35 protein-coding genes are annotated in these 21,220 nt (G+C 67.7%); 21 read left to right on the top strand and 14 right to left on the bottom strand.

Annotated features, from left to right (window positions below):
- Positions 1-332 precede the first annotated feature (332 nt).
- The 12 genes from FJV41_RS19860 (at position 333) to FJV41_RS52385 (ending at position 5,483) form a co-directional block, all read left to right on the top strand.
- Positions 333-704: a hypothetical protein gene (locus FJV41_RS19860; RefSeq protein WP_141644084.1), complete on the top strand. Its 372-nt coding sequence runs from the start codon at positions 333-335 to the stop codon at positions 702-704.
- On the top strand, positions 701-913 hold the full coding sequence (locus FJV41_RS19855; RefSeq protein ID WP_141644083.1) for a hypothetical protein: 213 nt from the start codon (positions 701-703) through the stop codon (positions 911-913). The genes FJV41_RS19860 and FJV41_RS19855 overlap by 4 nt, the downstream gene beginning before the upstream one ends.
- Positions 910-1,539 (top strand): sigma-70 RNA polymerase sigma factor region 4 domain-containing protein, encoded by a 630-nt coding sequence (locus tag FJV41_RS19850; RefSeq protein ID WP_141644082.1) that lies wholly within the window; start codon positions 910-912, stop codon positions 1,537-1,539. The genes FJV41_RS19855 and FJV41_RS19850 overlap by 4 nt, the downstream gene beginning before the upstream one ends.
- The gene (locus tag FJV41_RS19845; protein ID WP_141644081.1) at positions 1,529-1,729 is read left to right on the top strand and encodes a hypothetical protein; all 201 of its coding nucleotides are present in this window, start codon (positions 1,529-1,531) and stop codon (positions 1,727-1,729) included. The genes FJV41_RS19850 and FJV41_RS19845 overlap by 11 nt, the downstream gene beginning before the upstream one ends.
- Positions 1,722-2,114, top strand: a complete 393-nt coding sequence (locus FJV41_RS19840; RefSeq protein ID WP_141644080.1) for a hypothetical protein — start codon at positions 1,722-1,724, stop codon at positions 2,112-2,114. The genes FJV41_RS19845 and FJV41_RS19840 overlap by 8 nt, the downstream gene beginning before the upstream one ends.
- Positions 2,107-2,679, top strand: a complete 573-nt coding sequence (locus FJV41_RS19835; protein ID WP_141644079.1) for a phiTE_072 family protein — start codon at positions 2,107-2,109, stop codon at positions 2,677-2,679. The genes FJV41_RS19840 and FJV41_RS19835 overlap by 8 nt, the downstream gene beginning before the upstream one ends.
- Positions 2,676-2,864, top strand: coding sequence for a hypothetical protein (locus FJV41_RS19830; RefSeq protein ID WP_141644078.1), 189 nt, complete (start codon positions 2,676-2,678; stop codon positions 2,862-2,864). Before FJV41_RS19835 ends, FJV41_RS19830 begins: the two co-directional genes overlap by 4 nt.
- Positions 2,861-3,160 carry a hypothetical protein gene (locus tag FJV41_RS19825; RefSeq protein WP_141644077.1) on the top strand — a complete coding sequence of 100 codons (300 nt, stop codon included), beginning with the start codon at positions 2,861-2,863 and terminating at the stop codon, positions 3,158-3,160. The genes FJV41_RS19830 and FJV41_RS19825 overlap by 4 nt, the downstream gene beginning before the upstream one ends.
- Positions 3,141-4,259, top strand: a complete 1,119-nt coding sequence (locus FJV41_RS19820) for a DnaA N-terminal domain-containing protein (RefSeq protein ID WP_141644076.1) — start codon at positions 3,141-3,143, stop codon at positions 4,257-4,259. Before FJV41_RS19825 ends, FJV41_RS19820 begins: the two co-directional genes overlap by 20 nt.
- A 74-nt stretch (positions 4,260-4,333) precedes the next feature.
- On the top strand, positions 4,334-4,897 hold the full coding sequence (locus FJV41_RS19815) for a hypothetical protein (RefSeq protein ID WP_141644075.1): 564 nt from the start codon (positions 4,334-4,336) through the stop codon (positions 4,895-4,897).
- Between the two features lie 119 nt (positions 4,898-5,016).
- Positions 5,017-5,217: a hypothetical protein gene (locus FJV41_RS19810; RefSeq protein WP_141644074.1), complete on the top strand. Its 201-nt coding sequence runs from the start codon at positions 5,017-5,019 to the stop codon at positions 5,215-5,217.
- Positions 5,214-5,483 carry a hypothetical protein gene (locus tag FJV41_RS52385; protein WP_181790783.1) on the top strand — a complete coding sequence of 90 codons (270 nt, stop codon included), beginning with the start codon at positions 5,214-5,216 and terminating at the stop codon, positions 5,481-5,483. Before FJV41_RS19810 ends, FJV41_RS52385 begins: the two co-directional genes overlap by 4 nt.
- A 212-nt stretch (positions 5,484-5,695) precedes the next feature.
- On the opposite strand, the gene FJV41_RS19800 is transcribed toward FJV41_RS52385, so the two are convergent.
- Together FJV41_RS19800 and FJV41_RS19795 are read right to left on the bottom strand one after the other, a co-directional pair.
- The gene (locus FJV41_RS19800) at positions 5,696-6,676 is read right to left on the bottom strand and encodes a hypothetical protein (protein ID WP_141644072.1); all 981 of its coding nucleotides are present in this window, start codon (positions 6,674-6,676) and stop codon (positions 5,696-5,698) included.
- Complete coding sequence (locus FJV41_RS19795; protein ID WP_181790781.1) at positions 6,673-7,218, bottom strand: RusA family crossover junction endodeoxyribonuclease; 546 nt, start codon at positions 7,216-7,218, stop codon at positions 6,673-6,675. The genes FJV41_RS19800 and FJV41_RS19795 overlap by 4 nt, the downstream gene beginning before the upstream one ends.
- A 60-nt stretch (positions 7,219-7,278) precedes the next feature.
- Here FJV41_RS19795 and FJV41_RS19790 point away from each other — a divergent pair, with 60 nt between their 5' ends.
- Positions 7,279-7,509 (top strand): hypothetical protein, encoded by a 231-nt coding sequence (locus tag FJV41_RS19790; protein ID WP_141644070.1) that lies wholly within the window; start codon positions 7,279-7,281, stop codon positions 7,507-7,509.
- 249 nt (positions 7,510-7,758) lie between these two features.
- On the opposite strand, the gene FJV41_RS52380 is transcribed toward FJV41_RS19790, so the two are convergent.
- A complete protein-coding gene (locus tag FJV41_RS52380) occupies positions 7,759-8,685 on the bottom strand; it encodes a hypothetical protein (RefSeq protein WP_181790779.1) in 927 nt (308 codons plus the stop codon).
- 211 nt (positions 8,686-8,896) lie between these two features.
- Here FJV41_RS52380 and FJV41_RS19780 point away from each other — a divergent pair, with 211 nt between their 5' ends.
- Positions 8,897-9,115 (top strand): hypothetical protein, encoded by a 219-nt coding sequence (locus tag FJV41_RS19780; RefSeq protein WP_141644069.1) that lies wholly within the window; start codon positions 8,897-8,899, stop codon positions 9,113-9,115.
- 109 nt (positions 9,116-9,224) lie between these two features.
- Positions 9,225-9,428 carry a hypothetical protein gene (locus FJV41_RS19775; protein WP_141644068.1) on the top strand — a complete coding sequence of 68 codons (204 nt, stop codon included), beginning with the start codon at positions 9,225-9,227 and terminating at the stop codon, positions 9,426-9,428.
- A gap of 16 nt (positions 9,429-9,444) precedes the next feature.
- Here the strand turns inward: FJV41_RS19775 and FJV41_RS19770 are convergent, their stop codons facing one another.
- From FJV41_RS19770 to FJV41_RS19730, 11 genes are all read right to left on the bottom strand, one after another.
- A complete protein-coding gene (locus FJV41_RS19770; protein ID WP_141644067.1) occupies positions 9,445-10,026 on the bottom strand; it encodes an imm11 family protein in 582 nt (193 codons plus the stop codon).
- 1 nt (position 10,027) lies between these two features.
- Positions 10,028-10,492, bottom strand: coding sequence for a hypothetical protein (locus FJV41_RS19765; protein WP_438616746.1), 465 nt, complete (start codon positions 10,490-10,492; stop codon positions 10,028-10,030).
- Positions 10,493-11,054: 562 nt separating this feature from the next.
- Positions 11,055-11,360, bottom strand: a complete 306-nt coding sequence (locus FJV41_RS19760) for a hypothetical protein (protein ID WP_141644065.1) — start codon at positions 11,358-11,360, stop codon at positions 11,055-11,057.
- A 204-nt stretch (positions 11,361-11,564) separates the two neighbouring features.
- Entirely contained in the window at positions 11,565-11,738 is a 174-nt protein-coding gene (locus tag FJV41_RS52375) for a hypothetical protein (protein ID WP_181790775.1), read from the bottom strand.
- Between the two features lie 56 nt (positions 11,739-11,794).
- Complete coding sequence (locus FJV41_RS19755; RefSeq protein ID WP_141644064.1) at positions 11,795-12,304, bottom strand: hypothetical protein; 510 nt, start codon at positions 12,302-12,304, stop codon at positions 11,795-11,797.
- 51 nt (positions 12,305-12,355) lie between these two features.
- Positions 12,356-12,817, bottom strand: coding sequence for a C40 family peptidase (locus FJV41_RS19750; protein WP_141644063.1), 462 nt, complete (start codon positions 12,815-12,817; stop codon positions 12,356-12,358).
- 81 nt (positions 12,818-12,898) lie between these two features.
- Positions 12,899-13,318, bottom strand: coding sequence for a hypothetical protein (locus FJV41_RS19745; protein ID WP_141644062.1), 420 nt, complete (start codon positions 13,316-13,318; stop codon positions 12,899-12,901).
- Positions 13,319-13,444: 126 nt separating this feature from the next.
- Positions 13,445-13,834: a hypothetical protein gene (locus tag FJV41_RS19740; RefSeq protein WP_141644061.1), complete on the bottom strand. Its 390-nt coding sequence runs from the start codon at positions 13,832-13,834 to the stop codon at positions 13,445-13,447.
- A gap of 64 nt (positions 13,835-13,898) precedes the next feature.
- On the bottom strand, positions 13,899-14,231 hold the full coding sequence (locus FJV41_RS19735) for a hypothetical protein (RefSeq protein WP_141644060.1): 333 nt from the start codon (positions 14,229-14,231) through the stop codon (positions 13,899-13,901).
- Positions 14,232-14,508: 277 nt separating this feature from the next.
- Positions 14,509-14,682, bottom strand: a complete 174-nt coding sequence (locus FJV41_RS52370) for a hypothetical protein (RefSeq protein WP_181790773.1) — start codon at positions 14,680-14,682, stop codon at positions 14,509-14,511.
- Positions 14,683-14,744: 62 nt separating this feature from the next.
- The gene (locus FJV41_RS19730; RefSeq protein ID WP_141644059.1) at positions 14,745-15,362 is read right to left on the bottom strand and encodes a hypothetical protein; all 618 of its coding nucleotides are present in this window, start codon (positions 15,360-15,362) and stop codon (positions 14,745-14,747) included.
- Between the two features lie 382 nt (positions 15,363-15,744).
- Here FJV41_RS19730 and FJV41_RS52365 point away from each other — a divergent pair, with 382 nt between their 5' ends.
- The 6 genes from FJV41_RS52365 to FJV41_RS19695 all read left to right on the top strand — a co-directional run.
- Entirely contained in the window at positions 15,745-16,284 is a 540-nt protein-coding gene (locus FJV41_RS52365; protein WP_181790771.1) for an ABC transporter permease family protein, read from the top strand.
- A gap of 22 nt (positions 16,285-16,306) precedes the next feature.
- The gene (locus FJV41_RS19715; RefSeq protein ID WP_181790769.1) at positions 16,307-16,933 is read left to right on the top strand and encodes a hypothetical protein; all 627 of its coding nucleotides are present in this window, start codon (positions 16,307-16,309) and stop codon (positions 16,931-16,933) included.
- Positions 16,920-18,461 carry a terminase large subunit domain-containing protein gene (locus FJV41_RS19710; protein ID WP_141644056.1) on the top strand — a complete coding sequence of 514 codons (1,542 nt, stop codon included), beginning with the start codon at positions 16,920-16,922 and terminating at the stop codon, positions 18,459-18,461. The genes FJV41_RS19715 and FJV41_RS19710 overlap by 14 nt, the downstream gene beginning before the upstream one ends.
- A gap of 117 nt (positions 18,462-18,578) precedes the next feature.
- Positions 18,579-19,550, top strand: coding sequence for a hypothetical protein (locus FJV41_RS19705; RefSeq protein WP_141644055.1), 972 nt, complete (start codon positions 18,579-18,581; stop codon positions 19,548-19,550).
- A 10-nt stretch (positions 19,551-19,560) separates the two neighbouring features.
- A complete protein-coding gene (locus tag FJV41_RS19700; RefSeq protein ID WP_246137291.1) occupies positions 19,561-20,952 on the top strand; it encodes a phage portal protein in 1,392 nt (463 codons plus the stop codon).
- A 21-nt stretch (positions 20,953-20,973) separates the two neighbouring features.
- Positions 20,974-21,220, top strand: a 247-nt coding sequence (locus FJV41_RS19695) for an HK97 family phage prohead protease (protein ID WP_497812660.1), incomplete at its 3' end; no start/stop codon positions are given.

The following is a 21,220-nucleotide window of genomic DNA, read 5'->3' as shown; positions in this document are numbered from 1 at the left end:
CCTCGACCCCACGGGGAGATTGAGCCGCAGGTTCCTCCCTCTCCCTCTGAAACGGTCTCTGGACGTGGCGCTAAGGCCCCTGGCGACGGCACGCAGCGTAACAACGTAACGCCCCTCCCTCCCCTCTCAGCGGCGGTCACCGAGTACCGGCGCAACGTGCCTCCCATGGAGGGCTGTCGCGCCTGCGCCAAGAGCCACGCGCGGGTCCGACAGGCGTGCCTCTACCATTCCATCGGAGCGGCCGTTGCCGAGGTCTTGGCTCTCCGGGTCTCCAACGCGGATGAGCGCGCCGGCGACTACGTTCCGGACGCGCCCTCGAAGGGCGGTGCCCGGTGAGCGGCGCCCTCAAGTTTCAGCAGGGGCTCCGTCCCATCACCATCAGCACCTCCGAGGGCCCTGAGTCGAACCCCTGCGTGTTCCGTCGGGGTGGGCTGGCCATCGCCGCGATTGAGGTGACGGAGGGCGCCGCCTACAGCATCACCCATGAGCAGTCGGGGCGGCTCATGGCGCCGCTCACCCTCAACGGCACGCACGCGCTCGTCACCGCTGCTGCGCTGCTGCACCTGCCCCTCGACTGGACGTGCAGCGCCGACGAACTGCGCGCCCAGATGCTCGGGTTGAGCATGGAGCACCAGTCGCTCCTGGTGTGCATCCGGGACGGCCGCACCCAGTTCTTGGACATGGCGAAGGCGGCGAAGGCATGAGCGCCACCACCTTCGCGAGCATCAGCTCTGTTGGTCCGCTCGGGCACGTCGTCACCCTCCGGGGGACGGACGTCGAGGTGGAGGCGCACGCCCCCACCCGACAGGAGGCCGAGTCGGACGCGTCCCTCGCTCTCACGCGTGAGCGGCGGCGCCTGGAGGCCGAGCAGCGCCGCGGCGTCCACCGCACGGTGAGCCGGAGGCGGCCATGAGGAATGGCCAACGCTCACTCACCGCAGCGGAGCAACAACTCGTCCTCCAGGCCCACCGGGTTGTCAGGTGGGCTGTGCGCAGCTTCGTTCTGCGCTGCTCGGCCGCACGCGGCTTCGAGGACGACCTCGCCAGCTACGCGTGGATGGGCGCGATGTACGCCGCCCAGCGGTGGCTCCCCGATGGAGGCGCGTCGTTCGTCACCTTCGCCCGCCGCCCCGTTCGCCACTACGTGATGCGCGGATGGCTGGCTCTCGCGGGGGTCACGCGAGATGAGGACGGCGCGTACGTCCCACGGCACGAGCTTCCTCTCGACGTCGACGAGCTGCTCAGCGTCGTTGTCCCTCCTACGCAGGAGCGAACGGCAGAGGCACACCGTCTCTCCGCGACGCTGGGCGAGCGGCTGTGCGCGCACATGAGGCCCGGCATGAGCCAGCCCGTCCGCGAGAAGGCCGTGCAGGCGTACCTCCTGCGACTTGATGGCGAGACGCTGGAGAGCATCGGCCAGCACGTTGGAGGGACCCGCCAGCGCGCGCAGCAACTCCTCACCCAGGCCGAGGAAGCCGCGTTGCGGTGGGCGGCCTCGCTGACGCCTTCGTGGGAGAGGGGCGCCACCCATGTCGCCTGAGGTCATCGGCGCGGCCCTCTACGTGTTCGGCGGGCTGGTCCACCTGGGATGCGGCGCTCTGGTCCTGCTCGCGCACCGCTCCGCGCGGAAGGTCCCGCCCAAGCAGCGCACCAGCTCGCGCGGCATCGCGCAGCAGCCGCTTCGCGTCCTTCCGGGCGGGCGCTCCACCACCGGAGGCACCCATGGGTAGCGTCAACCTCGACGCGCCGTGCTCGAAGTGCGGGCACGTCTACCAGGAGCACGTCGACAGCCCCTGCACGTACATCCTCCCGTTCTGGGGTGTGTTGACGGAGTGCGGCTGTCGCGAGTTCACGCCGATGCCGGTCGGCGGCGACTTCGCCGAGCCGAAGCCCTGGCACGACTGTCCCGCGTGCCCGAGCTGCAAGGCCCGTTGTGGCATCCCCGCGAGGCTCGCGGACTCGCCCCACCGCGCCGCGCAGACGGACACGCTCTTGTGCCCCTCCTGCGGTGCCGGATGGGTGGGGACCGCTGGCGACGTCGCCCAGGCCGAGCGCGCGTACATGGCGTGGGCTGCCGAGGAACTGGCGCACGCATCGGGGGTGGGCCATGCGTGAGCTGACCGTCTGGCAGTACCGCCTGCTCACGCCCGAGGGGTCGTGGCTGGCGGACGTCATCCTTCGGAGCGACGGCTACTTTTCGACTGTCTCTGACTATGGAAACTACGCCTTCCGGTGGACGGCCCCCGGCATGCCGTTCCGGGACTTCGTCGTCCGCATCGGCGGCCGGGATGACAGGTCCTACGTGTGCAGCAAGCTCGGTACGAGCGACTGGTGGGACGGCGCCGCCACGCTCAAGGGCATCCGCGAGCACATCATCGAGTACCGCCGCAGGTGGGGCTGGACGAAGGAGCGTGCGGCGGAGGAGTGGGAAAAGCTCGGCCTCGCCCTCGGCTACTACGACGGCCGCGACGCGCGCCACGAGGTCGAGATGGAGGAGTACCAGTTTCACGACTGGCTCCGCGAGACCCGCATCGACGATGCGAGCGAGTTCGCGTCGTTGGACTACGAGCCGCAGCTCCGCGCATTCTGCCGCGAGGTGATGCCGGCCCTCGCTGCCGCCATCCGCGCGCAGCTCCAGGCAGAGAGCGCCGAGCAGGCCGCGCCGGAGGTATCCCGGTGAGCCCGCGCGCAAAAGCTCTCCTCCTCACCGGCATCACTGCGGCGTGTGCCGTCGTGGCCTTCGTCGCCGCGTACGTCGAGGAGGACGGTCGCCATGCTGTCGGCCTCGCTGCCGTCGGCGTCTTCCTCGCCTACGGCACGCGCCGTTTGGTGTGGGCCATCTACGGGCGGGGGCGCCGACCGTGAGCCTCGGCCTCCTGTACGTCACCACCTGCCCGGTGTGCTTCAAGCCGATGCGCGGCGAGGAGTTCACCGAGACGGGCCTGCGCACCTACCACGGGGCAACGCCAGCCAGCGCCGCCGTGCGCGCCGCCCACGTGGGCCCGTGGCCCCACTGCGCGGACAACGTCCCCTACCGGGCCGGCTGTCGCAACCAGCCAGTGCCGCCGCGCTGCTGCGCCCAGGTGCCGACGCTGGGCCCCGCTGTCCTCCCACTTTCGACCGACAACTCCAGAGTCACCCATGCCCACCCTCACGCCTGACGCGGACTGCCGTGCCCAGGTCGAGGAGCTGCGCGCCGCGCTCGCGGAGGAGCGTCGTCTCCGCGCCTACTCCGAGGGCCTCGCCGAGGGGCTGCGCCAGGCGCTGGCCACGGCGTTCGCCGGCCGCCCCGCCGTGCCCGCCCCGACAGCGGCACCCGTCACGCAGCCCAGCGTGACGTCACGCAAACGCAGCGTGACGGCCAGCGTGACACAGGAGGGGGAGAAGGCGGGGGAGGCCGAGAAAGCTGAAAGAATCCGGGCAGGTAACGCCGCTCGACAGGCCGTGAAGCGCCAGCGTGACGGCTTGCGTGACGTCACGCAGCCCAGCGTGACGCAACTCCAGGTTTCTCCCCCTTCCCCCTCCTCCTCTGCCTCTGTCCGGAGGGGAGCGCTCGCAGTCGTCACGGTGGCCGCGCGTGACGTGCGTGACGTGCGTGACGTCCAGCGTGACGCGCCTCGGGACCACCGCAACCCGTCGACCCTGCCGGCCAACGTGCAGGAGCTGCGCGAGGCCTGGAACACCCTCGTCGCCGCCCACGGCTTCTGGCCCTGGGGGGAGCGCACTTCCCGCCAGCTCCTCGAGGACGCCCTGGCCGCGCTGGAGTCCCGGCCGATGGAGGAGTGGCGGCGGGTCTTCGCCCTCGTCCCTCGCTCACCGGTGTGCCGCGGCGAATTGCAGTCCCGTACGCGCGCCAACGTGGTCCGGGTGCTGCGCGGGGTGACGTCCAGCGGGCACGAAGTCGCCGATCAGCTCCTGTCAGGCGCGTGGAGCGTGGACGCGGAGCCCGAGGTGGTGCCGCCTCCGGAGGAGCCCGGCGCGTCCATGTGCCTGGAGGGCATCCCCGAGGGCACCGAAGCGGAGCGCGCGTGGCGCCACGTCGTCACGTCCATCAGGGGCGAGGGCCGGCAGTACGCGGTGGAATGGTTGGAGCGCGCCCGGCCCAACAACCTCGACGAAGGCACGCTCGTCCTGGAGTGCCCCGACAGGTTCTTCCTCGCGTGGGTCGAGGAGAACTACCGCGCCCTCCTCGACGAGCACGCCTCACGTACCGGCCTCGCCGGCATCACCCTCGTCACCCTCGACGAGAGCACGTCCTGAGCCCTTTGCCCGGTGCGCATGCACGGCATCGGGGTCACCGCAGCACCGTCCCCCACGCAACAAGCGAGGTCGTCATGAAGTCCGTCGTGAGAGTCGTACTGCTGGCGCTCGTCCTGGGTTTCACCGCTGCCCGCGCTGAGCCACTCCCTCCCGGGCTCACCGAGACGGAGTGGTTGCATTCGGAGGACCTCGCCAAGCGGAAGGTCGCGGACATCTTCGCCGAATTCGGCCGCCAGTCTGGATACCGCGAGGGGCAAGAACTCGGTGCCACCGATGCGAAGTGCATGTTCGCTGTCGCCGCAGAGGCCGTCGTGCGCGCCGCGCGGACGAGGGCGACGACGGCTGCCGTCAAAGAGAGATTCACCCGCGCCATCCAGTGGCTGGAAGAGGAGGTGGCGAAGTGGTGCTCGAGGAACGGGCCGCCGCCCGGCAACCGTGCCATCCAGATGCTGAAGTTGGCGGGCCAGAAGGCGCACAACAGCACGTTGAACCGCGATGCCGGAGGCCTCCTGCCGTCGGGCTGGAAGAAGCAGCTCGACGCGCTGCTGAAGAAGGACGAGTGGACGCCGGGAGAGGTCGCGCTCGTCGGAACCGTCGTCTTCGTCTTGCTCGCTCGTGAAGCCGTGCCGATTCCGTAGTGCTGACCCCAGGGGCCCGGTGGGTGCCGGGCCCCGTCTTCTCCGTGGAGGTGCCAGATGCTTCGATTCCGCTCGTTCAACAGTGCCCTCATCAGCTCCCGATTGCGGAGGTGCCCGTGATGTTCCCGGGCCTCCTCCATGTCGTCGCGTGGGCCGTGGTGATGACGGGAACCCTCGTCTGCCTCGGCCTGTGCTTGTGGTTGTCTGTTGTTGCACTTCGCGCCGTCCTCAAGTGGAGCGGGTGGTGGAGCGACTTCTTCGCGTTCATGTTGAAGCGCCGCCGCACCCGCCGCGCCATGCGAGACGGGAGGACACGATGACGTCACCAGAGAACGACCCAGGCGTGGACCTGCGCCAGCTCGCACGGGACGACCCCGACGAGGCGGCGCGCATCAGGCGGCTTGCACAGGCGCTCCTTCGGCGCGGCGCCGATGCACACGCGGTGCACGCCGAGACCTACGTACGGCTGAGCACCCTCTACCAGTGGGCCTCGCGACAGCGGCGGCAGGCCGTCACGAGCACCGCGCGCAAATCACAGTCCACTGCTTGCGGTGACGGCCGGCACGCCGCGTCTCGCGCAGCGTGAGGCTTCCCTCGCGCGGTGGCACGTGAGCACCGCAGCGACACCGCCCGGCCCGGCCGTTGGAGCGGCGCCCGGCGCTGGCTTCGCGGCATGCCGGCTCGAGGTGCCGCGTGCCCGTCGCGGCCTCGAACCAGCACAGCTCGCCGCGGAGGATGCGCCCGCCACACCCAGCCGCTGTGCACGTGCCCGGCTTCTCCGCGACGATGACGGGCACCTCACGTCCCCTCGCCGAGCGACAGCAACGCCATCTGTCCCTGGCGCGGACGCCGCACGCTGCGCGCGCTGGCGACCTCGCGGCGACGCACCTCGCCCGTGCGCGGGCCCGTCGGCTCTCCCGGCCCGAGCCCCTGGGCGTTGAGGTGCTCACGCAGGCGCGCCAGCCCGCGCTCGCGTAGGCGGGCCACCTGGGCCAGCGACAAGCGCAGCTCCACGGCGAGCGTCCGCGTCGAGGCTTCCTGGCCGTCGGGCCGCCCCAGTCCCATGGAGGCCTGCACCACCTGGCGCTCCAGGCGCGGCAATCGGTACAGCGCCCACAGGACGGCCTCCCGCTGGGCCACCGTCGACAGCCGCTCGGCGGTGTTGTCCACCAGGGACAGCGTCAGCTCCACGCTGGCGCGGACGCCGCCGCGCCGGTCCACCGCAGCATCCCGAGAGTCAGCGGTGGACTCGCGCGAGGCCAGGAGGGCGTCGAGGGACAGCGGTGCCGTCACCGTGCCCTCGCCGAGCACGTAGGTCGCGGCGGCCACCAGCCCCTGGCGCCGCAGCACCGAGGACACGGCCACTCCCTCGGAAGCGGCCGTGCGCTTCGCACGGCGGACCGCCTTGCGCGCGTGGTCCGTGAGGTGGACGGGACTCGACCAGGTGGCCGCCGCGCGCTCCATGGCCTGTCGTCCCAGGCGCATGGCCCAGGCAGGGAATGCACTCCGGCCCGCGCCGGCGAGACCTGGCTCGAAGGGGTGCGTGCGCTGGCGAGCCATCACCGCCACCAGCCCCTCCTGCACCATGTCCTCGGCAGGCACCTTCCAGGCGCGAGCAACAACGCGGGCCACGCGGACCATGTCCGGCATCAGCAGCTCGGCGAGCTGGGACTCCGCTCGCAGGGCCGACGCGCTCCCGGCTGGCAGGGTGCGCAGTTGGTGGAGCAACTCCTCGAGGACGAACTCCCGCGCAAGGGCTGGCACAGTGCGCTCGTTCATTCGTCGTCCCTCCGAGTGGGCAGACGGAGCGACGGGGACAGCCGAACACCGCCAGCCCTGGCCTTCGCCGCCCGGTTCCGGTTCCGCGTCGCTCGGGCCTTCTGGGCGCGCTCGGCACGGGCACGACGGTGGGCGTCAGCTTCCTCGCGTGTAGCGTGCCGCTCTGCCGTGGCATGGAGCTCAACCCGCGGTGCCGCCGCGTCGTCCTCGCGCATGGCCATGATGACGACGAGCTGCTCGTCGTCGAGCCATGCAACCTCGTTCAAGGCGTCATTTAAAACCTTGAGCGTGTTGTCGAGGTCCCCCGACTTGCGCGGGCGGAAGACGGTGACAGCCATGCGCACGGGCCCGACCAGGGGCAGGATTCGAGCGAGCATTGCCGCGCGAGTGACGGAGGCCTTGTACGCGGTGGCCTCGTCGGAAGGCACCAGGCCGCGTCCTCGGGCGGGACGCCAGTACGTATTGGCGGACGGTGGATAGGGCAGCACCAGCCGCACCTCCGCGAGCGGCTGGCCACCTGTCGTAATGATGGGGGCGGGCATGCCCATCCGGTACCACCGAAACCTGACAGCGCCGGCATGCACCGTGCTCTCCCGCGAGGCATGAACGACTGGTATCGGCGGGAGGCGCTCGCACAGCGTCTTGGCGCAGCAGAGAGGGAAATGCAGGCGGTGGTTGCGGCGCGGGACGGCAGTCCGGAGTGGAGGACCCGGTACGTCCGCGCGAAAGCCGAATACCGAATGGCTGAGGCGGCGGCGCTCGCCGAACTCGGACCGAGGGACGCCTTGGCGTTGGTGGAGAATCAGCACGCGGCGGACGCAGAGGTGGGCTAGCAGCCCCGCCGTGCCTCACGACAGCAGTAAGACGCGCCCGGAACAGCAGAAGGACTCGGCTGGCTCCACCGTCCGGGTAGACAGGATCCACGTCTCCCTTGTGGCATGAGAGCAAGCAGAGACGCTGACTAGCTTCAGCAACCCTTGTCCTTGAGGAAGATCACCGGAGCCGCCTAAATGCTGGCGGCAGGGAGCCTTAGCCATCCCTGCGCCACGCTGTCGGCAATCAACCTATTGCTGATTGACGTGTCACTTATCGTAGAACGCCAGCACGCTCATGTCGGGCTCGGACCTCAGAGTTCCAACAAGGCGGACACCATGCTTTGACGCACGTTTAACGAGATTATAGGCAAAAACTCCAGTGTCATACGCCTCATTGGCCTGAATATGCAAATGAAGCGTATCGCCGTCCGCACCGATCGGAAGCCTATAATCAATCCAGCGAATTCGCCCATGCTTACTCGCAGCATCCTCAATAGCCAGCATTGCTTGCGTCGCAGAGACATGCTTGGCAAACCACTGCCAGTAGCTTTTCCGAGCGTCTTGCAGACTCTGCCCCGCCTTCTCCTCCTCCGGATACCGTGGCTGTCGAGGAGCCGACGCATCCTTAGCATCTAGCTCAACATAGAGAGGCACCACTACCCCATCTTCAAACTCTGCAGCAGTAGGGATGAGCTTTGTCCCGGCCGGCAAATCCAGAAAAACAAGTGCCCTGGGGACTTCAGAAATCACCTCGGGTGTACGCCACTGAGGACTAGCAACATCAGTCACAAGAAAGAGTCGCGACGGAAACTCCGTAAAGTAATGCATCGCAAGCTGAACCAACTGGCGTTGAGGCGTCTCAATTGGATGCAACTCAAACTCTCGCGTATCTGCCTTTACCCACGAAGCCTCAACCCCGGCCTCTCCCTCCACCTTCAACTCGGGCTTAACCAGCAGAAGAATCGGAGCAAGTATCCCGGCGGCTTCAGCAGCACCCACTGAGGCAGAAGCAGCAATGCCTCCGGAAACCTGCTTGAGCGTCTCATTGCTGATGATGTGTTTTGTTGTGCCCCGGTTTCCGACCGGCCGGACGATGGCATCGTAAAAGCTACCAATTTGTCGCGCATCGATAAAATGCGGCGCATCCGCAAGCCAGAGCAGCTTCGTTGTCCCCGATTGTCCACTATTACTCATCGGCAGGAACTCCCCTCTTCATCAAGAGTGCACCAAGAAACGCGCCATACCCCAGCGGCCACAATTTGCTGTGGGCACTATCCCACAAAGTTCCGCTACAACCCAGCCGAAGAAACTCACGGACGGACTGGATGCGACATCACCCTTCCCCTCAAATTGACCTCCTGACACAAGACCCTCGCCCCTTCTTCTCCTGCACGGAGGCCGCACCGTGCATAGAGACCGTACACCCGCCCAGACTCCCGAGCAGCTGCGCCGCAAGCGCGTCCGCGAGGACTACGACCGCGCCCTGCGCCAGCTAAAGGGCGAACCCGAGCCCCAGGCGCCAGCCACGCCCGCGCTTGCCCTCGCCGAGAGGTGCTACTGCGGCGGCCCCTGGCTGCTCAGGGGCAGCAAGCGCATCTGCGGCCTGGGCCTCCACGACGACTGAGCTTTCGTGGCGGCCCAGGCCACGGCGCGGCAACTCGGCCTGTTATACCGCCACACCCGCTCGGCGTCGTGCTGGGCGGGGTTGTTCTTCTCCCTTGCCGCGAGGACTCATGCTCGACGTGCGATGGCAGGCCGAGGACATGCGCGTCGTCCAGGAGCCCGGCCGCGCGCCGCGCCTGGAGGTCTACGACGCGCACGGCGACTGGTCGCCCTGGTGGGAGCCTGCGGAGCTGGCCGGGCGGGACGCAGTGTCCCTCCGGCGGCTCCTGGACCGGCTCCTCGACGTCCTCGCGAGGCAGGGCGGCGCGAAGTAGCAGCCGCCGACAGGCATCACCGAAACCCGGCTGAGTCGTCCCACTCCTCTACCGGCACGAACCGGAGGCCGTCCGGTGGTGGTGTCATCGACATGAGTCGGTCCACCACCGTCCGATGCACCAGGTGGACCGTGTCCTCCTCCAGCATGAAGACCAGTCGCTCCCGCAGGGGAATCTCGCTCAGCACGGCATCGTCGAGGACGAGCTTGTCGAGGCTCAGGAGGAAATGCCCACTCGGCGCGGCGGTGAACACTGAACGAGCCCGGTCCATCGCGCGAATCGGGCGCCACATGTGCATCAGCCAGTAGCGGCGGACGTCGCCCTCGCCCACCTGGACGTCCGCCGGCACCCACTGGACGCCGTGGAGGTCGAGCGGCGCGAGCACGTCACGAACCCGCGGCGAGACGACAGGCGCAGGCAGCGCGTGGTGGTCGGCCATCACCGGCTTGCGCGGGACCGGGTCACCGAGCCGGAGCTGCACGGGCTCAGCGACGTTGACCGGGCCCGCCTTAAGGAACGGCAGGTAGTCCTGGTTCCACACGAGCAGGGGGTGATGCTGAGAGCGCGCCCGCATCAACACGGTGTACTCGCCCTCCATGTCAGGCCCCCACATGAAGAGCCCGGCGGGCCAACGGCGCTCCAGTGCGCCACTGCCGGCTCCCGTGACGTCGGCCGTGGGGGCATGCGCGGGACGGCTTGGCCTGAAGGCTCGTCGCGCCGGCACATCCGTTGCCGCCAGGGAGGTAGTCACGCCCGTCGCTGGTGATGGTCCACCGGCCGCTGGCGATTCGGCTGAGAATGTCCGCGCTGAGCCGGTCCAACTCCTCCGTCAAGCCGGCGGGGTTGGAGCAGTAGGCCCCAGCCGCAACAGCGCGGGCGACTTTCGCCAGCCGTGCCTTCGTCGCTGAGGGGTAGGCCATGTCCATGTCGAATGCCCAGCCGCTACCGTGGTGGCTGACATGTACCGGGGCGTGCAGCTCGCAGGCAACGGCCATCACCATCGGGAGGATGACGCCGTTCAGGGCGCGGTTGATGGCGTAGCCGAAGCGCCAACAGAACTGCATCCACACCTCGTCGTCGGCCATTGCCTCGGACGGAATCAGGTGATGGGCCGCGATGGTCCACCGCCCCGAGTACCACGGGTGCTCCTCAGCGGCCGCACCAGCAAGGATGTTCCGCTTCAGAGCCGGAGGGCTGCCCATGTTCGACCCTGGGTCGGATGCAAATGGGTGCGCTGGCTTCCCGCAGTACTCGCACGGGGGGCGCTTCGGTGGCTTGGGCCCGTCGTTCGGACCGGCCTGCTCAAAGCGGACTCTCCGACCTCGAATGACGACAGGCATAGGGCAAGCACACCTGCGGTCGTGCCGGATGTGAACTCCAGCGGGCCAGCCCTGTCGCAGAGTCGGCAATCCAGCCTGGAGATGCCCACCGGAGCGCGGTGGCCTGCCCCAAAGTACGAGACAGGCCACCGCGTCACTGAGCGGCTCTGCTCAGGCCGTGCGCGGCTTTCCCTCGCGGAGAGAGGCCTCGATGCGCCGGGCGGCGGCCTCGCAGTAGCCCTCATCGAGCTCATGGGACGCGCAGCGACTCCCACTACGACTGCTCGACCTGCACGACGCGGCAGCATCAGGCTGAACGCGCGACCCACCCCAGCACCCTGGCAGGAATGTCCCCCGACGCGCTGCCGGGCTGCAGTTGAACAATGGTGACTTCGTCGCCGTTGCGCCAGCCGGGGCTTTGTCGGATGTGGCCGTGCCAGTTCACGATGGGCATCGGGCTGAACACGAAGAACTGCGAATGAAGACCTCGCTCGTAGGTTCCCATGCTGTGCTGCCGGATGGTCTCCTCCAGCGCCGCGTAGTCCTTGCTTCGGTCCGTATGCGGCTCGGATTTGAGGTCGTAGTCAATCAACAGAACCTGCATTGGGGACATGAGTTGCCTCTGCCGCGCCGGGAAGTGCATCACTGGCGCGCCCATACCTCCTATCCCCGAACCCCAATCCAATCAATAGCCAGTCGGTTTCCTCCAATTCTGATGAATGACAAACAACCACACGTCGATGGATTGACGTGACAACTGACCGGACGACACATGCGAAGCGGCCCGCCCCCGGTGCTCAGGAGCGGGCCGCATGCCCTACCAGCCGAACGTCCACCGGATGCCGGCGCCGGCCATCCGCTCGCGCTGGTTCGCCTCGGCGAACGCGAAAAGGCCCAGGTCCGGCCTCAACCTCGCGCCCGCCTCCAGCCGCGCATATGCGCCCGAGAGGGAGGAGGCACCAGCCTGCGCCTCCAGGTAGCCCGTCCTCACCGGGACGTCGACGAGGACACGGGAGAGCCCCGCGGCGACTGCCGCGCGCGGGGCACCTAAGGGACCGCCGCACCCACCGGAGCCAGCGCCGCCGCACTGCCGATGGCGCCGAGCGCGACCGACACGGCGGCCCCCTGCATCTTCTCCGTCGTCTTCTGCTGGCCGTGGAGCGAGCTGAACGCCATCTTCGCGAGTGCCTGCTCATGCGGCTTCAGTGGACGCCAGCCGTTCGCCTTCAGCCAGTCATCGGCCAGCTTCAGCCCCCGGGCCGCCTTGTCCACCAGGTTCTCCGCCGGGTCTTCGGCCGCAATGTCCTCGACGATGTTGTACGCGTGGTGGAACGCCAGGGCGATGCGCCGCTTGCGCCGCTCGGTGAGCCAGGCGCCCCCCGCGAACAGGCCGATGGCGCTGGCGATGATGGCGAGCCCGGAGCCGATGACGCCGGGCGTGGTGAGAAGCGACGACAGGATGGAATCCGGTGGGCTGGTGCCCTCGGCGGCGAGCGCGGGCGGCGCGGCGAGGACAGCCATCATGAGGACGGCGAGGACTGCGGAGTGCTTCTTCATGGGGTGCAGCTCCTGGACAGCGAGAGGACAACACCCCCGAAGAAGAGGCGGTCATCCCGCGAGAGGCAGGCGCGCGAAGCCCATGTACCCGGGCCTGTAGTGCGGCGTCTGGAACACCTTCACCCGGGCATCCGCGAGCCGTGCGTCCTCCAGCGTGAGCGTCTTTCGGCCACCGCCCGCCGCGCCCACCACCAGCCCATCACCCAGGTACACCATGACGTGCTCCGGGTCGGACGGGTCGGTCTTGGAGTGGTAGAGCACCAGGTCGCCCGGCTTCGGCTCCTCGCCGGGGCTCACGCGCATGCAGTCAGCCCACAGGCGGTCGGTGTTGTGCGAGCCCCGCCAGTCCGGGCCGCACACCTCACGCAGCGCCCAGGTCACGAGGCCGGAGCAGTCATAGAGGCGCTGGTGGGTGACGACGTCGCGCTCGCCCTTCGCGCCCCAGCGATACGGAGCGTGCATCTGGGCGAGGACAGTGGCGATGAAGGCGGTGCGCTGCGTGGGACGAAGCATGGACAACACTCCTGGAGGTGAGGGTTACCCTCCAGGAGAAGAGGCGGCCCGCGCCGAGACGGGCACGGGCCAGGGCACGGCTCAGGAGCCGACGCCCATCACCTCTGGGGGCTTGCTGCTACGCACGACGGCGAGCCAGCCGGCACGCACGAGCAGCGGGCACGCACCGAAGGGCGGCAACTTCTCACCCGTCACCGCCGAGCGCCCGTCCGTCGCGCTGAGGTACGCGTTGTAGGCGCGCTCGGCCTCGCGGAGTTCGCCCTCGACCCCCTCCATGGCGACGAGGGCGCGCTCCAGCAACTCGTCGGGAGGGGTATAGGTCGGCGCCGCGGGCTTCGCTGGCTCGGGCGGCCAGAACCACGTGCCCGGCTGGTCGGGGCCTCCGAGCGTGGCGTTGGGGACAGACGGTGTGACAGGCAAGACGTCGTCCACGAAGCGGTCGGTGAACACATGCAGCGCGACGCGCCCGCCGTCGACGTTGGTGATGATGGCAGGCCGCACCTGCCCCTTCGTCGGGCCTTCGGGGATGACGTAGTTGACGATGCGCTGATGGTGGGCTGCTGCTGCTGGCTCATGTAGTGCTCCCGGGACTGCGAGGGGACAACAACCCGGGAGAAGGGGCGCGCATCAGGTGTCGGAGCGCTCGCCACCAGCAGCCACCACGAGGTTCGCGGCGCGCTGGAGCTGCTGCCGTGCCCCGCGCTCGCCCATCAGCACGTGGACGTTGTTGGTGAGCTGGCCGAGCTGGGGCCGGGCCTCGCCCTGCCAGGACTCCAGCCCGCGCAGGCGCTGGTCCACCAGGCGAAGCTCCGCGTCGTGCTCGCGCACCACGCGCAGCTCCGTCTTGATTTCCTTCACGTCGGCGCCGATGGCCTCCACCCTCTGCACCAGGAGGGGCACCTGGTCGGCGGCCTGCTCATGCTTCACCTGCCGGCGCGCCAGCATGCCGTTGAGGAGCGGCACCAGGAGCTGGCTGACCGCGAGGGCGAAGATGGCGGTCTCAATCGAGGGGGTCATGCTCCGCGAGAAGGGGCGGGCTGTCCATCGGCGACAGCCCACGCGGGCGCGTGACCGCCTCCGGCTAGCCCTTCGACTCGATAAGCGCTCGCACGAAGTCCCTCAAGGGTATCTCATCGCGAGCCTTCACGACGGGTGGGGCGGCCAATTTCATGATGGCTATCTTCGTGACGATTGGCGGGGAGAGGAATGCTGCCCGTATCGCCCCATCGAATGCCGCCTCGACTGCGTCTTCGGACTTGGCCTCGAAGAACAGCAGCGTGTCGGGAAGGGGGGTGGCGTGGCCCAAGTTTCCGTCCGCCGTCGCGCGGAACCCCACCGCCTTGAGCGCGTCCTTCACGCGCGTCTGTTCGCCGTTGAGGTCATACGCAATGCTATACAGATTGAGGCTTGTCATCTTTCACCCCTCCATGGGGAGTGCCACGACACGTCACGCGCCGGGCGACTTGCCACCCTACCCTTTGCTCAACGGCTTTCCACAGTTGCCGCGTACCACCGGAGTGGTAGGGCGAGCCCGAGAGACAGGGGAGCACACATGCCCGTGAGACGGAGATGGCAGGTCGGGCGTGGCCCAGGCTCGAATTTCTACACCAAGACCGGTGATTGGAACGACGGCGCGGTCGGGGAGGCGCGGCGTCGCGAACCGCCAGCGGGCAAAGACGCGCACCGGGCGGTCATCGAGGCGCATTCAGGGACCCGAGTGCCGCGTCGAACCAGCGCTCCACGTAGTCCGGGCCATCGGCCACCGACGGGCGGACCGCGCGCGTGTGGTTGAGGCACGTGTTGTACGAGGCGCCAGTCTTCTCCTGGAGCCGACGGGCGAGCTTCTGTTCCGTGGTCTTGGCCATACCCGGCAGAAGGGGCGAAACAACGGGCTAGTGCGGTGCGACTGCGCATCACCAAAGAGATGTCAGGCCGCTACATCTGCTGTTGGTGCCCACCCCTCAAGATGCTTCACGACTGCTTTGCCCAGTGCCGTCGCGACGTAGCCAGCTTGCCCAATCCCGTCCACATGGACGAGGCAGCCCGCGTTCTCCAAGGCAACCTGTGAGAAATCCCCGCCTCTGCCGAGTTGTCGCCACCTGCGAATGTCGTCATTCGCAGCCCTGTCCCCCAGTACGAACACTCGGAGATGGACGACATCACTCGGCTCAAGCGCGGCGAGGGCTCGGACCACCCGTGACTTCTCTTCCAGCGCGAGGTTCGGAACGATGAGGCCCGCAATCGCGGATGTCATCAGTCGCCGCCGCTCCTGGGTCGCCGAGTACAGCGCCTCGGGGAACAGTCGTGCGAACAGCGCGGCGAACTGTTCCTCTGTGATGGGCGGTTGACGCGGCGTTTCCGTCGAGGCAACGCTTCCCTCAAGCGATGCGAGCCGCTCGCAGACCTTGACGAAGGAAGCCTCGAGTTCGAAGACCGTATCGGCAACCATCTTTTGCAGTGCCACATCGAATCGAGCCTGGGTCGAGAACGAGAGCAACTTCTTGACGCCAAAGCTCGCGGCCAACTTCGCCGCAGCTGCAGACATCGCGCTTGGATCCAATCAGGCCCCCTTGATGGCTTGCAGCGTACAGGCATTCGCGGAGGAGGCATTCAGCTGAACAGGACAGCCTGCATGGCTCCCATGTAGGACAGACACGGGAAGTTCCAGTGGGGTTGAATGTAGGCGTGACTCCCCTGGGGTGGGAAACCCACATGTACCCCTAATTTTGGATTGCTCGGCGCCCCACAATCTCGCGTCACGGATTTATCCGCATTTCTTCGAGGGAGAACTGAGGGTAGACCCCCCATTTTTTGGGCCCCTCAGTTCCTGGGCGGCCCGCTGGCGCGTCCTGGGAGTTCGGCCGTGGCGGGGGCGCCCTCGGCTTTCGCATCGCGTGGCGGCCCGCTGGCGCCCCTTCTGCGAGGGCATGACCAAGACCACCCCCGCCGTCGAGTCGCAGTCCCCCACGCCCGAGCAGCTCGCGGGCGAGTCCGTCCTGTCCCTGTCCTCCCACGGGGGCGGGCAACACCTCTCCGTGGTCTGCGCCCCGGCCGAGGCCCCGGCCATCCTGCGCGGGCTGGTGGCGGCCATCCCCGTCCTCGCCGGCGTCTCTCTCCTCGTGCCGGAGTCGTCACCGGCCGATGCTGCGGAGAACCCGGAGAGCACCGAGGCGGCGCCCCGGCACAAGCTCGGCGACGTCCACCTCGACCTCACCCTCAACGCGAGCGACGTCACCGGGAAGCTGGACCAACTCGACGAGCGGTTCGCGAAGACGCTGGCGCTCGCAGAGCGCGTCGCCGGCATCGTCACCCTGGGGGACCTCGCCGCCGCCATCAACGCGGCCAGTAGTGTCCTTGGAGTCCTCACCGGGGTGGACAGTTGGGCTGACGCGGCGACGCGCCAGCGGGCCGTCCAGGCGACGCTGGCCATGGTCGAGCGCGCCGAGCATCTCGCGCGCGGCAAGTAGTCGCCGCCCCTTCTGACGGGGCATGTCCCCACCCCGCGGCTACGACCCGGCCGCGCCCCCCACCGGACGGCCCCCGAAGAAGAAGCGTGGCCGGCCCTCGAAGTTCAGCGGGCCGGCCACGTCGTTGACGTACGCCCTCCAGACGGCGCTGGTGGCTGAGCTGCGCAAGGGCCGCACGCGCCGGCTCGCGGCCTCCCTCGCTGGCACCAGCCCAAAGCGACTGGAGAACTGGTTGCGGCGCGGGCGCGAGGCCATCGAGGCCGGCAAGCGCAGCCGCTATACCGAGTTCGTCCAGGAGGTCGACCGCGCCGAGGCCGAGTACCAGGCCGGCCTGCTCTCCGCGGTGGACGAGGCCATCCGCGACAAGACGATGAACGACAAGGCCCTGCGCTGGCGCCTGGGCGTCGCGGACCGGGAGTTCCGCGCGGTGCGCGAGGCGGCAGAGTCGAGCGATGGCCAGGGGCCCTTCGAACTGGTGAAGCCCGAGGACGCAGTGCGCTCCCTCACCGAGAGGCTGGAGCGCTTCCTCTCCGACACATCGGCAGTGCCCGCCGCCGAGGTGGAGGCCGCCGAGCCGTCCGTGGAGTCGCCGGGCGCCAGCGGCGAGGAGTCCCCTACGAAGAGGGAGGCCGACGATGACGACGAGTAAGGCTGTCGTCGACAACGGGAATCTGCTGGAGGGCCTCCCCATCCTCCGGCCGGAGACGCACGGCCGCTACTCGCGGCTGGACCGGCTGGCGCTCAAGCTGCGCGAGCGCTTCGGCGCAGTCCACGGGTTCGCGGGGCGGCTCGAGCTGACACCCCAGGAACTGCTCACGCTCCACTACGAGCCCCAGTTCAGCCTGCGCCCGATGCAGCAGCCACCCGACCTGGTGGACACGTCACTGGCGCAGTGGCGCGTCTGGTTCCTCTTGGGTGGACGCGGTGCCGGCAAGACGCACGCGGGCGCCGCCTCCGTCATCCGCGAGGCTCGCCAGGACCCGGGCGCGCGAATCCTCATCGTTGGCCCCACGTACACGGAGATTCAGAAGAACCAGCTCGAGGGGCCCAGCGGCATCCTCACCCTGGCGCCGCCCTGGTTCAAACCGGAGCACCGAAAGTCGAAGAAGCAGCTCATCTTCCCCAACGGAGTGGTGGCGGACTACCTGCCTGCCGCGAAGGCGAACAAGTTCCGCGGGTACGGGTACACCTTCGAGTGGCTGGATGAAATCGTGGCCTGGGACAAAGACCCCGAGGGCGTCTACGAGGAGTGCTGCCGCGTCGGACGCGGCACGTCCACGCGGATGCGAGAGCTGGGGCTCTCCTCGCGCAAGGTCATCACCACCACGCCCGCGCCCACCCAGCTCTTTCGCGCCATCCTGAAGGACAGAGAGGGGCTGGTGTTGTCGCGCTCCTCGACGTTCGACAACGCGGCCAACCTCGACGCGGCCTACATCCGCCAGGCGAGGGCCGCCGCGACCGGCTCCTCCATCGGCCGGCGCGAGTACCTCGGAGAACTCGTCTTCGACCTGGACCCGGCGCTGTTTCGAAAGGTGGACTGGCGCAGGTATCACGTGGCGCCCAAGGCGCGGCCTGCGGTGTTTGACTTCATCGTCGTGAGCGTGGACCCCGCCACCGGGGAGAAGCGCAACGCGGACATGCACGGCATCGTCGTGGTGGGCGTGCGCGAAGAGACAGACGGCCTCGACCACGTCTATGTGCTGGCGGACCTCTCGCTAAGAAGCCCGGAGCCGAGCGCCTGGGCGAAGAAGGCTGTCGAGGCCCTGCGCTACTGGGAGCCCTTCGCGCGCAAGGACGCACGCGGCCGGCCAAAGGCGTGGGTGTTTGCCGAGACGAACACCGGAGGCAGCATGGTGAAGCACACCATTCACCAAGCGGCCAAGGTGAAGGTGAAGACGGAGCGGGCGCGCCAGTCCAAGGCCGAGCGCGCGGCCCCGGTGTCCATGCTCGCGGAAGCGGGACTGGTCCACATGGTGGGTAAGCACCCGAAGCTCGAGGAGCAGCTCGCGAAATTCACCGGCCAGGAAGGCGGCCACGCACGGGATGACCGCGTGGACGCCATGTGCTGGCCCATCTATCTTTGGGTGGTGCGGCGGCGAAAGAACGCGGGCGCAATGGGCCGTACAGAACTGGGCTCCACAACAAACTCTATCGATTATAATGAAGAAGCCGAATAAGGAGGTGACCATCAAGAACTGGCAAGCGCGTGGGCATAACGAGCCAAATTACCTAGTCACCAGACTAAAACAAAGAGTGCAGATCAAAACCCACCCAACAGAAGGCACACCGCCCACATGCGCACAGACCAAGACAACAGAAGCAAGCAGATATGCGACACCGCACAAACAGTCTCAACACTCGACGCAGCTAGAATAATTGGCAGTGCGCGACAGGATGGCGGCGCTCTACCCTTCATGGACGCGTACGTAGCTGCATCACTTGAGCTATTGAAGTTATTGGCGAACGTCCAACTCAGCACAGTCCCACTTACAGTTCTCAATCCGATCATGGGGCACACCAGCACACTGCTAAACAATCTCACGGCAGCAACCAGCTACAACGACAGAAGAGCCCTCGACACCAGGCTTCGCGACACAACAGTCACTGCCATCTCAAAGGCGTACGACGATCTATATACATCGACTGCGCCACATCTCGCCCTTGCCCTTCTAACAAGCACAGGTGAAGCCGCCAATCAAGCGCATGTCGAGCTTGCGTCAATAAAGGCCGCAAAGGCAGAAGGAGATCGAATACTCGCAGAGGTAAAGGCCTATGCTATCGATGCAATCGTCGCGAGTCAGGCAGCCCACTTCTCGTCCGAGGCAGTCATTCACGAAGAATACGCTCAGCGCTGGCTTGGCGGTATCGCAGGCTCGGCCGCAGTGGTCCTGTTGATTACGATCTATGCGAGCCTTCACCCTCCCGGCGCCTTGGTTGACAATTCCTTGCCCCTGACAGTACTGGCATACATCCCCAGGTTCTTTGCCTTGTCGGTTGCGTTCTACGCGCTTTCACTTTGCGCGAGAAACTACAGGACAAGTCGACACAACTACATTGTCAACAGACATCGCGCTCTCGCACTGAGCACCTTCAATGTCTTTGCCAGCACCGCATCAGACTCAAAGGTGAAGGACGTAATTCTGGCCCAGGCGGCAAGCACCATCTTCGCACCGCAAACAAGTGGATACTCCATCGACCAAGCAGAGCCATTGCCGCACGCCACGGCGATAGACCTTCTTCAGCGAATATCTCCACCTAAGACATGAACTCCAGGAGATGGGGCGTCGACCGCCCCTTCTCCCGGGCATGGCCTCTCTCTTCCGCCGTGCCCTGAAAGCCGTGGGCCTGCTGCCCACCCACTCCGGGCCTCTCGTCTACGCCCTGCCCGTCGTCAGCTTCTCACCGCGCCGGGGCAGCCGCGCCGTCCTCGCAGCCTACCGTGAGAACGGCTGGCTCGGCGCCGTGGTGGACACGGTGGCGGACGCCGTCGCAACGCCCCGCTGGAAGGCCTACAAGCGCGTCGCGCATGGCGACGCGAAGCGCTGGCACGGGGACCCGCGGTGGAGGTCTACCGTCAAGGCCGAGCGGCGCAGGGCGCTGGAGGAGGGGACCGAGGCCGGCGAGCTGGTGGAGTTGCCGGCCCACGAGATACTCCGGCTGCTGGAGTCGCCTCACCCTGAGTTCCCTGGCCGGGAGCTGCGCAAGCTCGCGCAGCTGCACCTGGACCTGGTGGGAGAGGCGTTCTTGTGGCTTCGGCTCGGAGAGAACGGCCGGCCCGTCGGCTGGGAGGCGGTGCCGCCGCACTGCGTGCTCCAGACGCCCCAGCCCGGCGCCCCATTCTTCGCTGTCTCGTATGGCCTCTTCCATGGGCACGTGGCGGCCGCGCACATGCTCTGGCTCAAGCACCTCGACCCCGAGAATCCCCTGGGACGCGGCACCGGGCGGGGCATGGCGCTGGGGGACCAGCTCGACACGATGGAGGCCATTGACCGCGCGGCGAAGGCCACCTTCGAGCGCGGCGGCATCCCGGCTGCGGTGGTGGGCGTCGACTCGAAGCGCGACAGCTTCGAGGGCGAGGAGGCCGCCGAGGACCTGGAGAAGCGTTTCAAGGAAGAGCACAAGGGCCCAGAGAACGCGGGCAAGGTGTGGTTCGCCCCTGGCGGTGTTTCTCTCGCGCAGATTGCCGTCAACTACCGCGAGCTGCAGGCGGACGAGCTGGCGAAGGGCCTGCGCTCCTACGTGCGCCAGACGTACAACGTGCCGCCCGAGTTGCTGGGCGACACGGCCTCCAGCAACCGGAGCACGTCCGAGGCAGCGAAGTACCACCTTGCCGAGTATGCCGTGGCCCCGCGCCTGGAGTTCCTCCTCTCCTGGTTCCAGCACCGCCTGGTGCCGCTCGTCGACGCGGATGTCATCCTCGACTACGAGGACCCGCGCCCGCAGGAATGGGAGAGGGTTTTCCGCGCGATGACGACGCCCATCACCCCGGCCTTTACGCAGAACGAAGCGCGCGAGCTGGCCGGGCGTCAGGCGCTGCCGGAGCTGGAGGGAGTGCTCGGGCCGACGCTGCCGGGCCAGGGCGGTGGCGGCAACACCGTGGAGAGCGCCGCCGCCAACGCCACGCCGGAGCCCCCGCGCGACAGGACGGGCGAGGAGGGGCGCGTGTAGCGCCGCCCCTTCTACCGGGGCATGACCAAGCCCAAGTCATTCCAGAAGCTGCTGGAGTCGAAGCCTGCCGTGAGCGGCGCCACCAACGCCGCCCCGGTGTTCCGCATCACCTCCACATCGTTGGACAGGCACAAGGACCGAGTCCTCGCCATCAAGTCGGCGGGAGACGAATTCCGCGTGCCGCTGTTGTGGAACCACGACTCCTGGAGCCCCGCCATCGGCGTCGCGCGGTGCTTCCGCGAGGGCACCGAGTGGTTGATGGAGCCCA

It is taken from the genome of Myxococcus llanfairpwllgwyngyllgogerychwyrndrobwllllantysiliogogogochensis, from assembly GCF_006636215.1.
GTDB lineage: Bacteria > Myxococcota > Myxococcia > Myxococcales > Myxococcaceae > Myxococcus > Myxococcus llanfairpwllgwyngyllgogerychwyrndrobwllllantysiliogogogochensis.
Note: the sequence above shows the minus strand (reverse complement) of the source record. Positions and strands in the feature narration are given on the sequence as shown.

Bases quoted from the DNA above. Each gene is read 5' to 3' on its own strand.
- FJV41_RS19855 (WP_141644083.1), top strand. From the start codon at position 701: ATGAGCGCCACCACCTTCGCGAGCATCAGCTCTGTTGGTCCGCTCGGG.
- FJV41_RS19850 (WP_141644082.1), top strand. From the start codon at position 910: ATGAGGAATGGCCAACGCTCACTCACCGCAGCGGAGCAACAACTCGTC.
- FJV41_RS19845 (WP_141644081.1), top strand. From the start codon at position 1,529: ATGTCGCCTGAGGTCATCGGCGCGGCCCTCTACGTGTTCGGCGGGCTG.
- FJV41_RS19840 (WP_141644080.1), top strand. From the start codon at position 1,722: ATGGGTAGCGTCAACCTCGACGCGCCGTGCTCGAAGTGCGGGCACGTC.
- FJV41_RS19835 (WP_141644079.1), top strand. From the start codon at position 2,107: ATGCGTGAGCTGACCGTCTGGCAGTACCGCCTGCTCACGCCCGAGGGG.
- FJV41_RS19820 (WP_141644076.1), top strand. From the start codon at position 3,141: ATGCCCACCCTCACGCCTGACGCGGACTGCCGTGCCCAGGTCGAGGAG.
- FJV41_RS19815 (WP_141644075.1), top strand. From the start codon at position 4,334: ATGAAGTCCGTCGTGAGAGTCGTACTGCTGGCGCTCGTCCTGGGTTTC.
- FJV41_RS19810 (WP_141644074.1), top strand. From the start codon at position 5,017: ATGTTCCCGGGCCTCCTCCATGTCGTCGCGTGGGCCGTGGTGATGACG.
- FJV41_RS52385 (WP_181790783.1), top strand. From the start codon at position 5,214: ATGACGTCACCAGAGAACGACCCAGGCGTGGACCTGCGCCAGCTCGCA.
- FJV41_RS19800 (WP_141644072.1), bottom strand. From the start codon at position 6,676: ATGAACGAGCGCACTGTGCCAGCCCTTGCGCGGGAGTTCGTCCTCGAG.
- FJV41_RS19795 (WP_181790781.1), bottom strand. From the start codon at position 7,218: ATGCCCGCCCCCATCATTACGACAGGTGGCCAGCCGCTCGCGGAGGTG.
- FJV41_RS19790 (WP_141644070.1), top strand. From the start codon at position 7,279: ATGAACGACTGGTATCGGCGGGAGGCGCTCGCACAGCGTCTTGGCGCA.
- FJV41_RS52380 (WP_181790779.1), bottom strand. From the start codon at position 8,685: ATGAGTAATAGTGGACAATCGGGGACAACGAAGCTGCTCTGGCTTGCG.
- FJV41_RS19775 (WP_141644068.1), top strand. From the start codon at position 9,225: ATGCTCGACGTGCGATGGCAGGCCGAGGACATGCGCGTCGTCCAGGAG.
- FJV41_RS19770 (WP_141644067.1), bottom strand. From the start codon at position 10,026: ATGGAGGGCGAGTACACCGTGTTGATGCGGGCGCGCTCTCAGCATCAC.
- FJV41_RS19765 (WP_438616746.1), bottom strand. From the start codon at position 10,492: ATGCAGTTCTGTTGGCGCTTCGGCTACGCCATCAACCGCGCCCTGAAC.
- FJV41_RS19760 (WP_141644065.1), bottom strand. From the start codon at position 11,360: ATGTCCCCAATGCAGGTTCTGTTGATTGACTACGACCTCAAATCCGAG.
- FJV41_RS19755 (WP_141644064.1), bottom strand. From the start codon at position 12,304: ATGAAGAAGCACTCCGCAGTCCTCGCCGTCCTCATGATGGCTGTCCTC.
- FJV41_RS19750 (WP_141644063.1), bottom strand. From the start codon at position 12,817: ATGCTTCGTCCCACGCAGCGCACCGCCTTCATCGCCACTGTCCTCGCC.
- FJV41_RS19740 (WP_141644061.1), bottom strand. From the start codon at position 13,834: ATGACCCCCTCGATTGAGACCGCCATCTTCGCCCTCGCGGTCAGCCAG.
- FJV41_RS19735 (WP_141644060.1), bottom strand. From the start codon at position 14,231: ATGACAAGCCTCAATCTGTATAGCATTGCGTATGACCTCAACGGCGAA.
- FJV41_RS52370 (WP_181790773.1), bottom strand. From the start codon at position 14,682: ATGGCCAAGACCACGGAACAGAAGCTCGCCCGTCGGCTCCAGGAGAAG.
- FJV41_RS19730 (WP_141644059.1), bottom strand. From the start codon at position 15,362: ATGTCTGCAGCTGCGGCGAAGTTGGCCGCGAGCTTTGGCGTCAAGAAG.
- FJV41_RS52365 (WP_181790771.1), top strand. From the start codon at position 15,745: ATGACCAAGACCACCCCCGCCGTCGAGTCGCAGTCCCCCACGCCCGAG.
- FJV41_RS19715 (WP_181790769.1), top strand. From the start codon at position 16,307: ATGTCCCCACCCCGCGGCTACGACCCGGCCGCGCCCCCCACCGGACGG.
- FJV41_RS19710 (WP_141644056.1), top strand. From the start codon at position 16,920: ATGACGACGAGTAAGGCTGTCGTCGACAACGGGAATCTGCTGGAGGGC.
- FJV41_RS19705 (WP_141644055.1), top strand. From the start codon at position 18,579: ATGCGCACAGACCAAGACAACAGAAGCAAGCAGATATGCGACACCGCA.
- FJV41_RS19700 (WP_246137291.1), top strand. From the start codon at position 19,561: ATGGGGCGTCGACCGCCCCTTCTCCCGGGCATGGCCTCTCTCTTCCGC.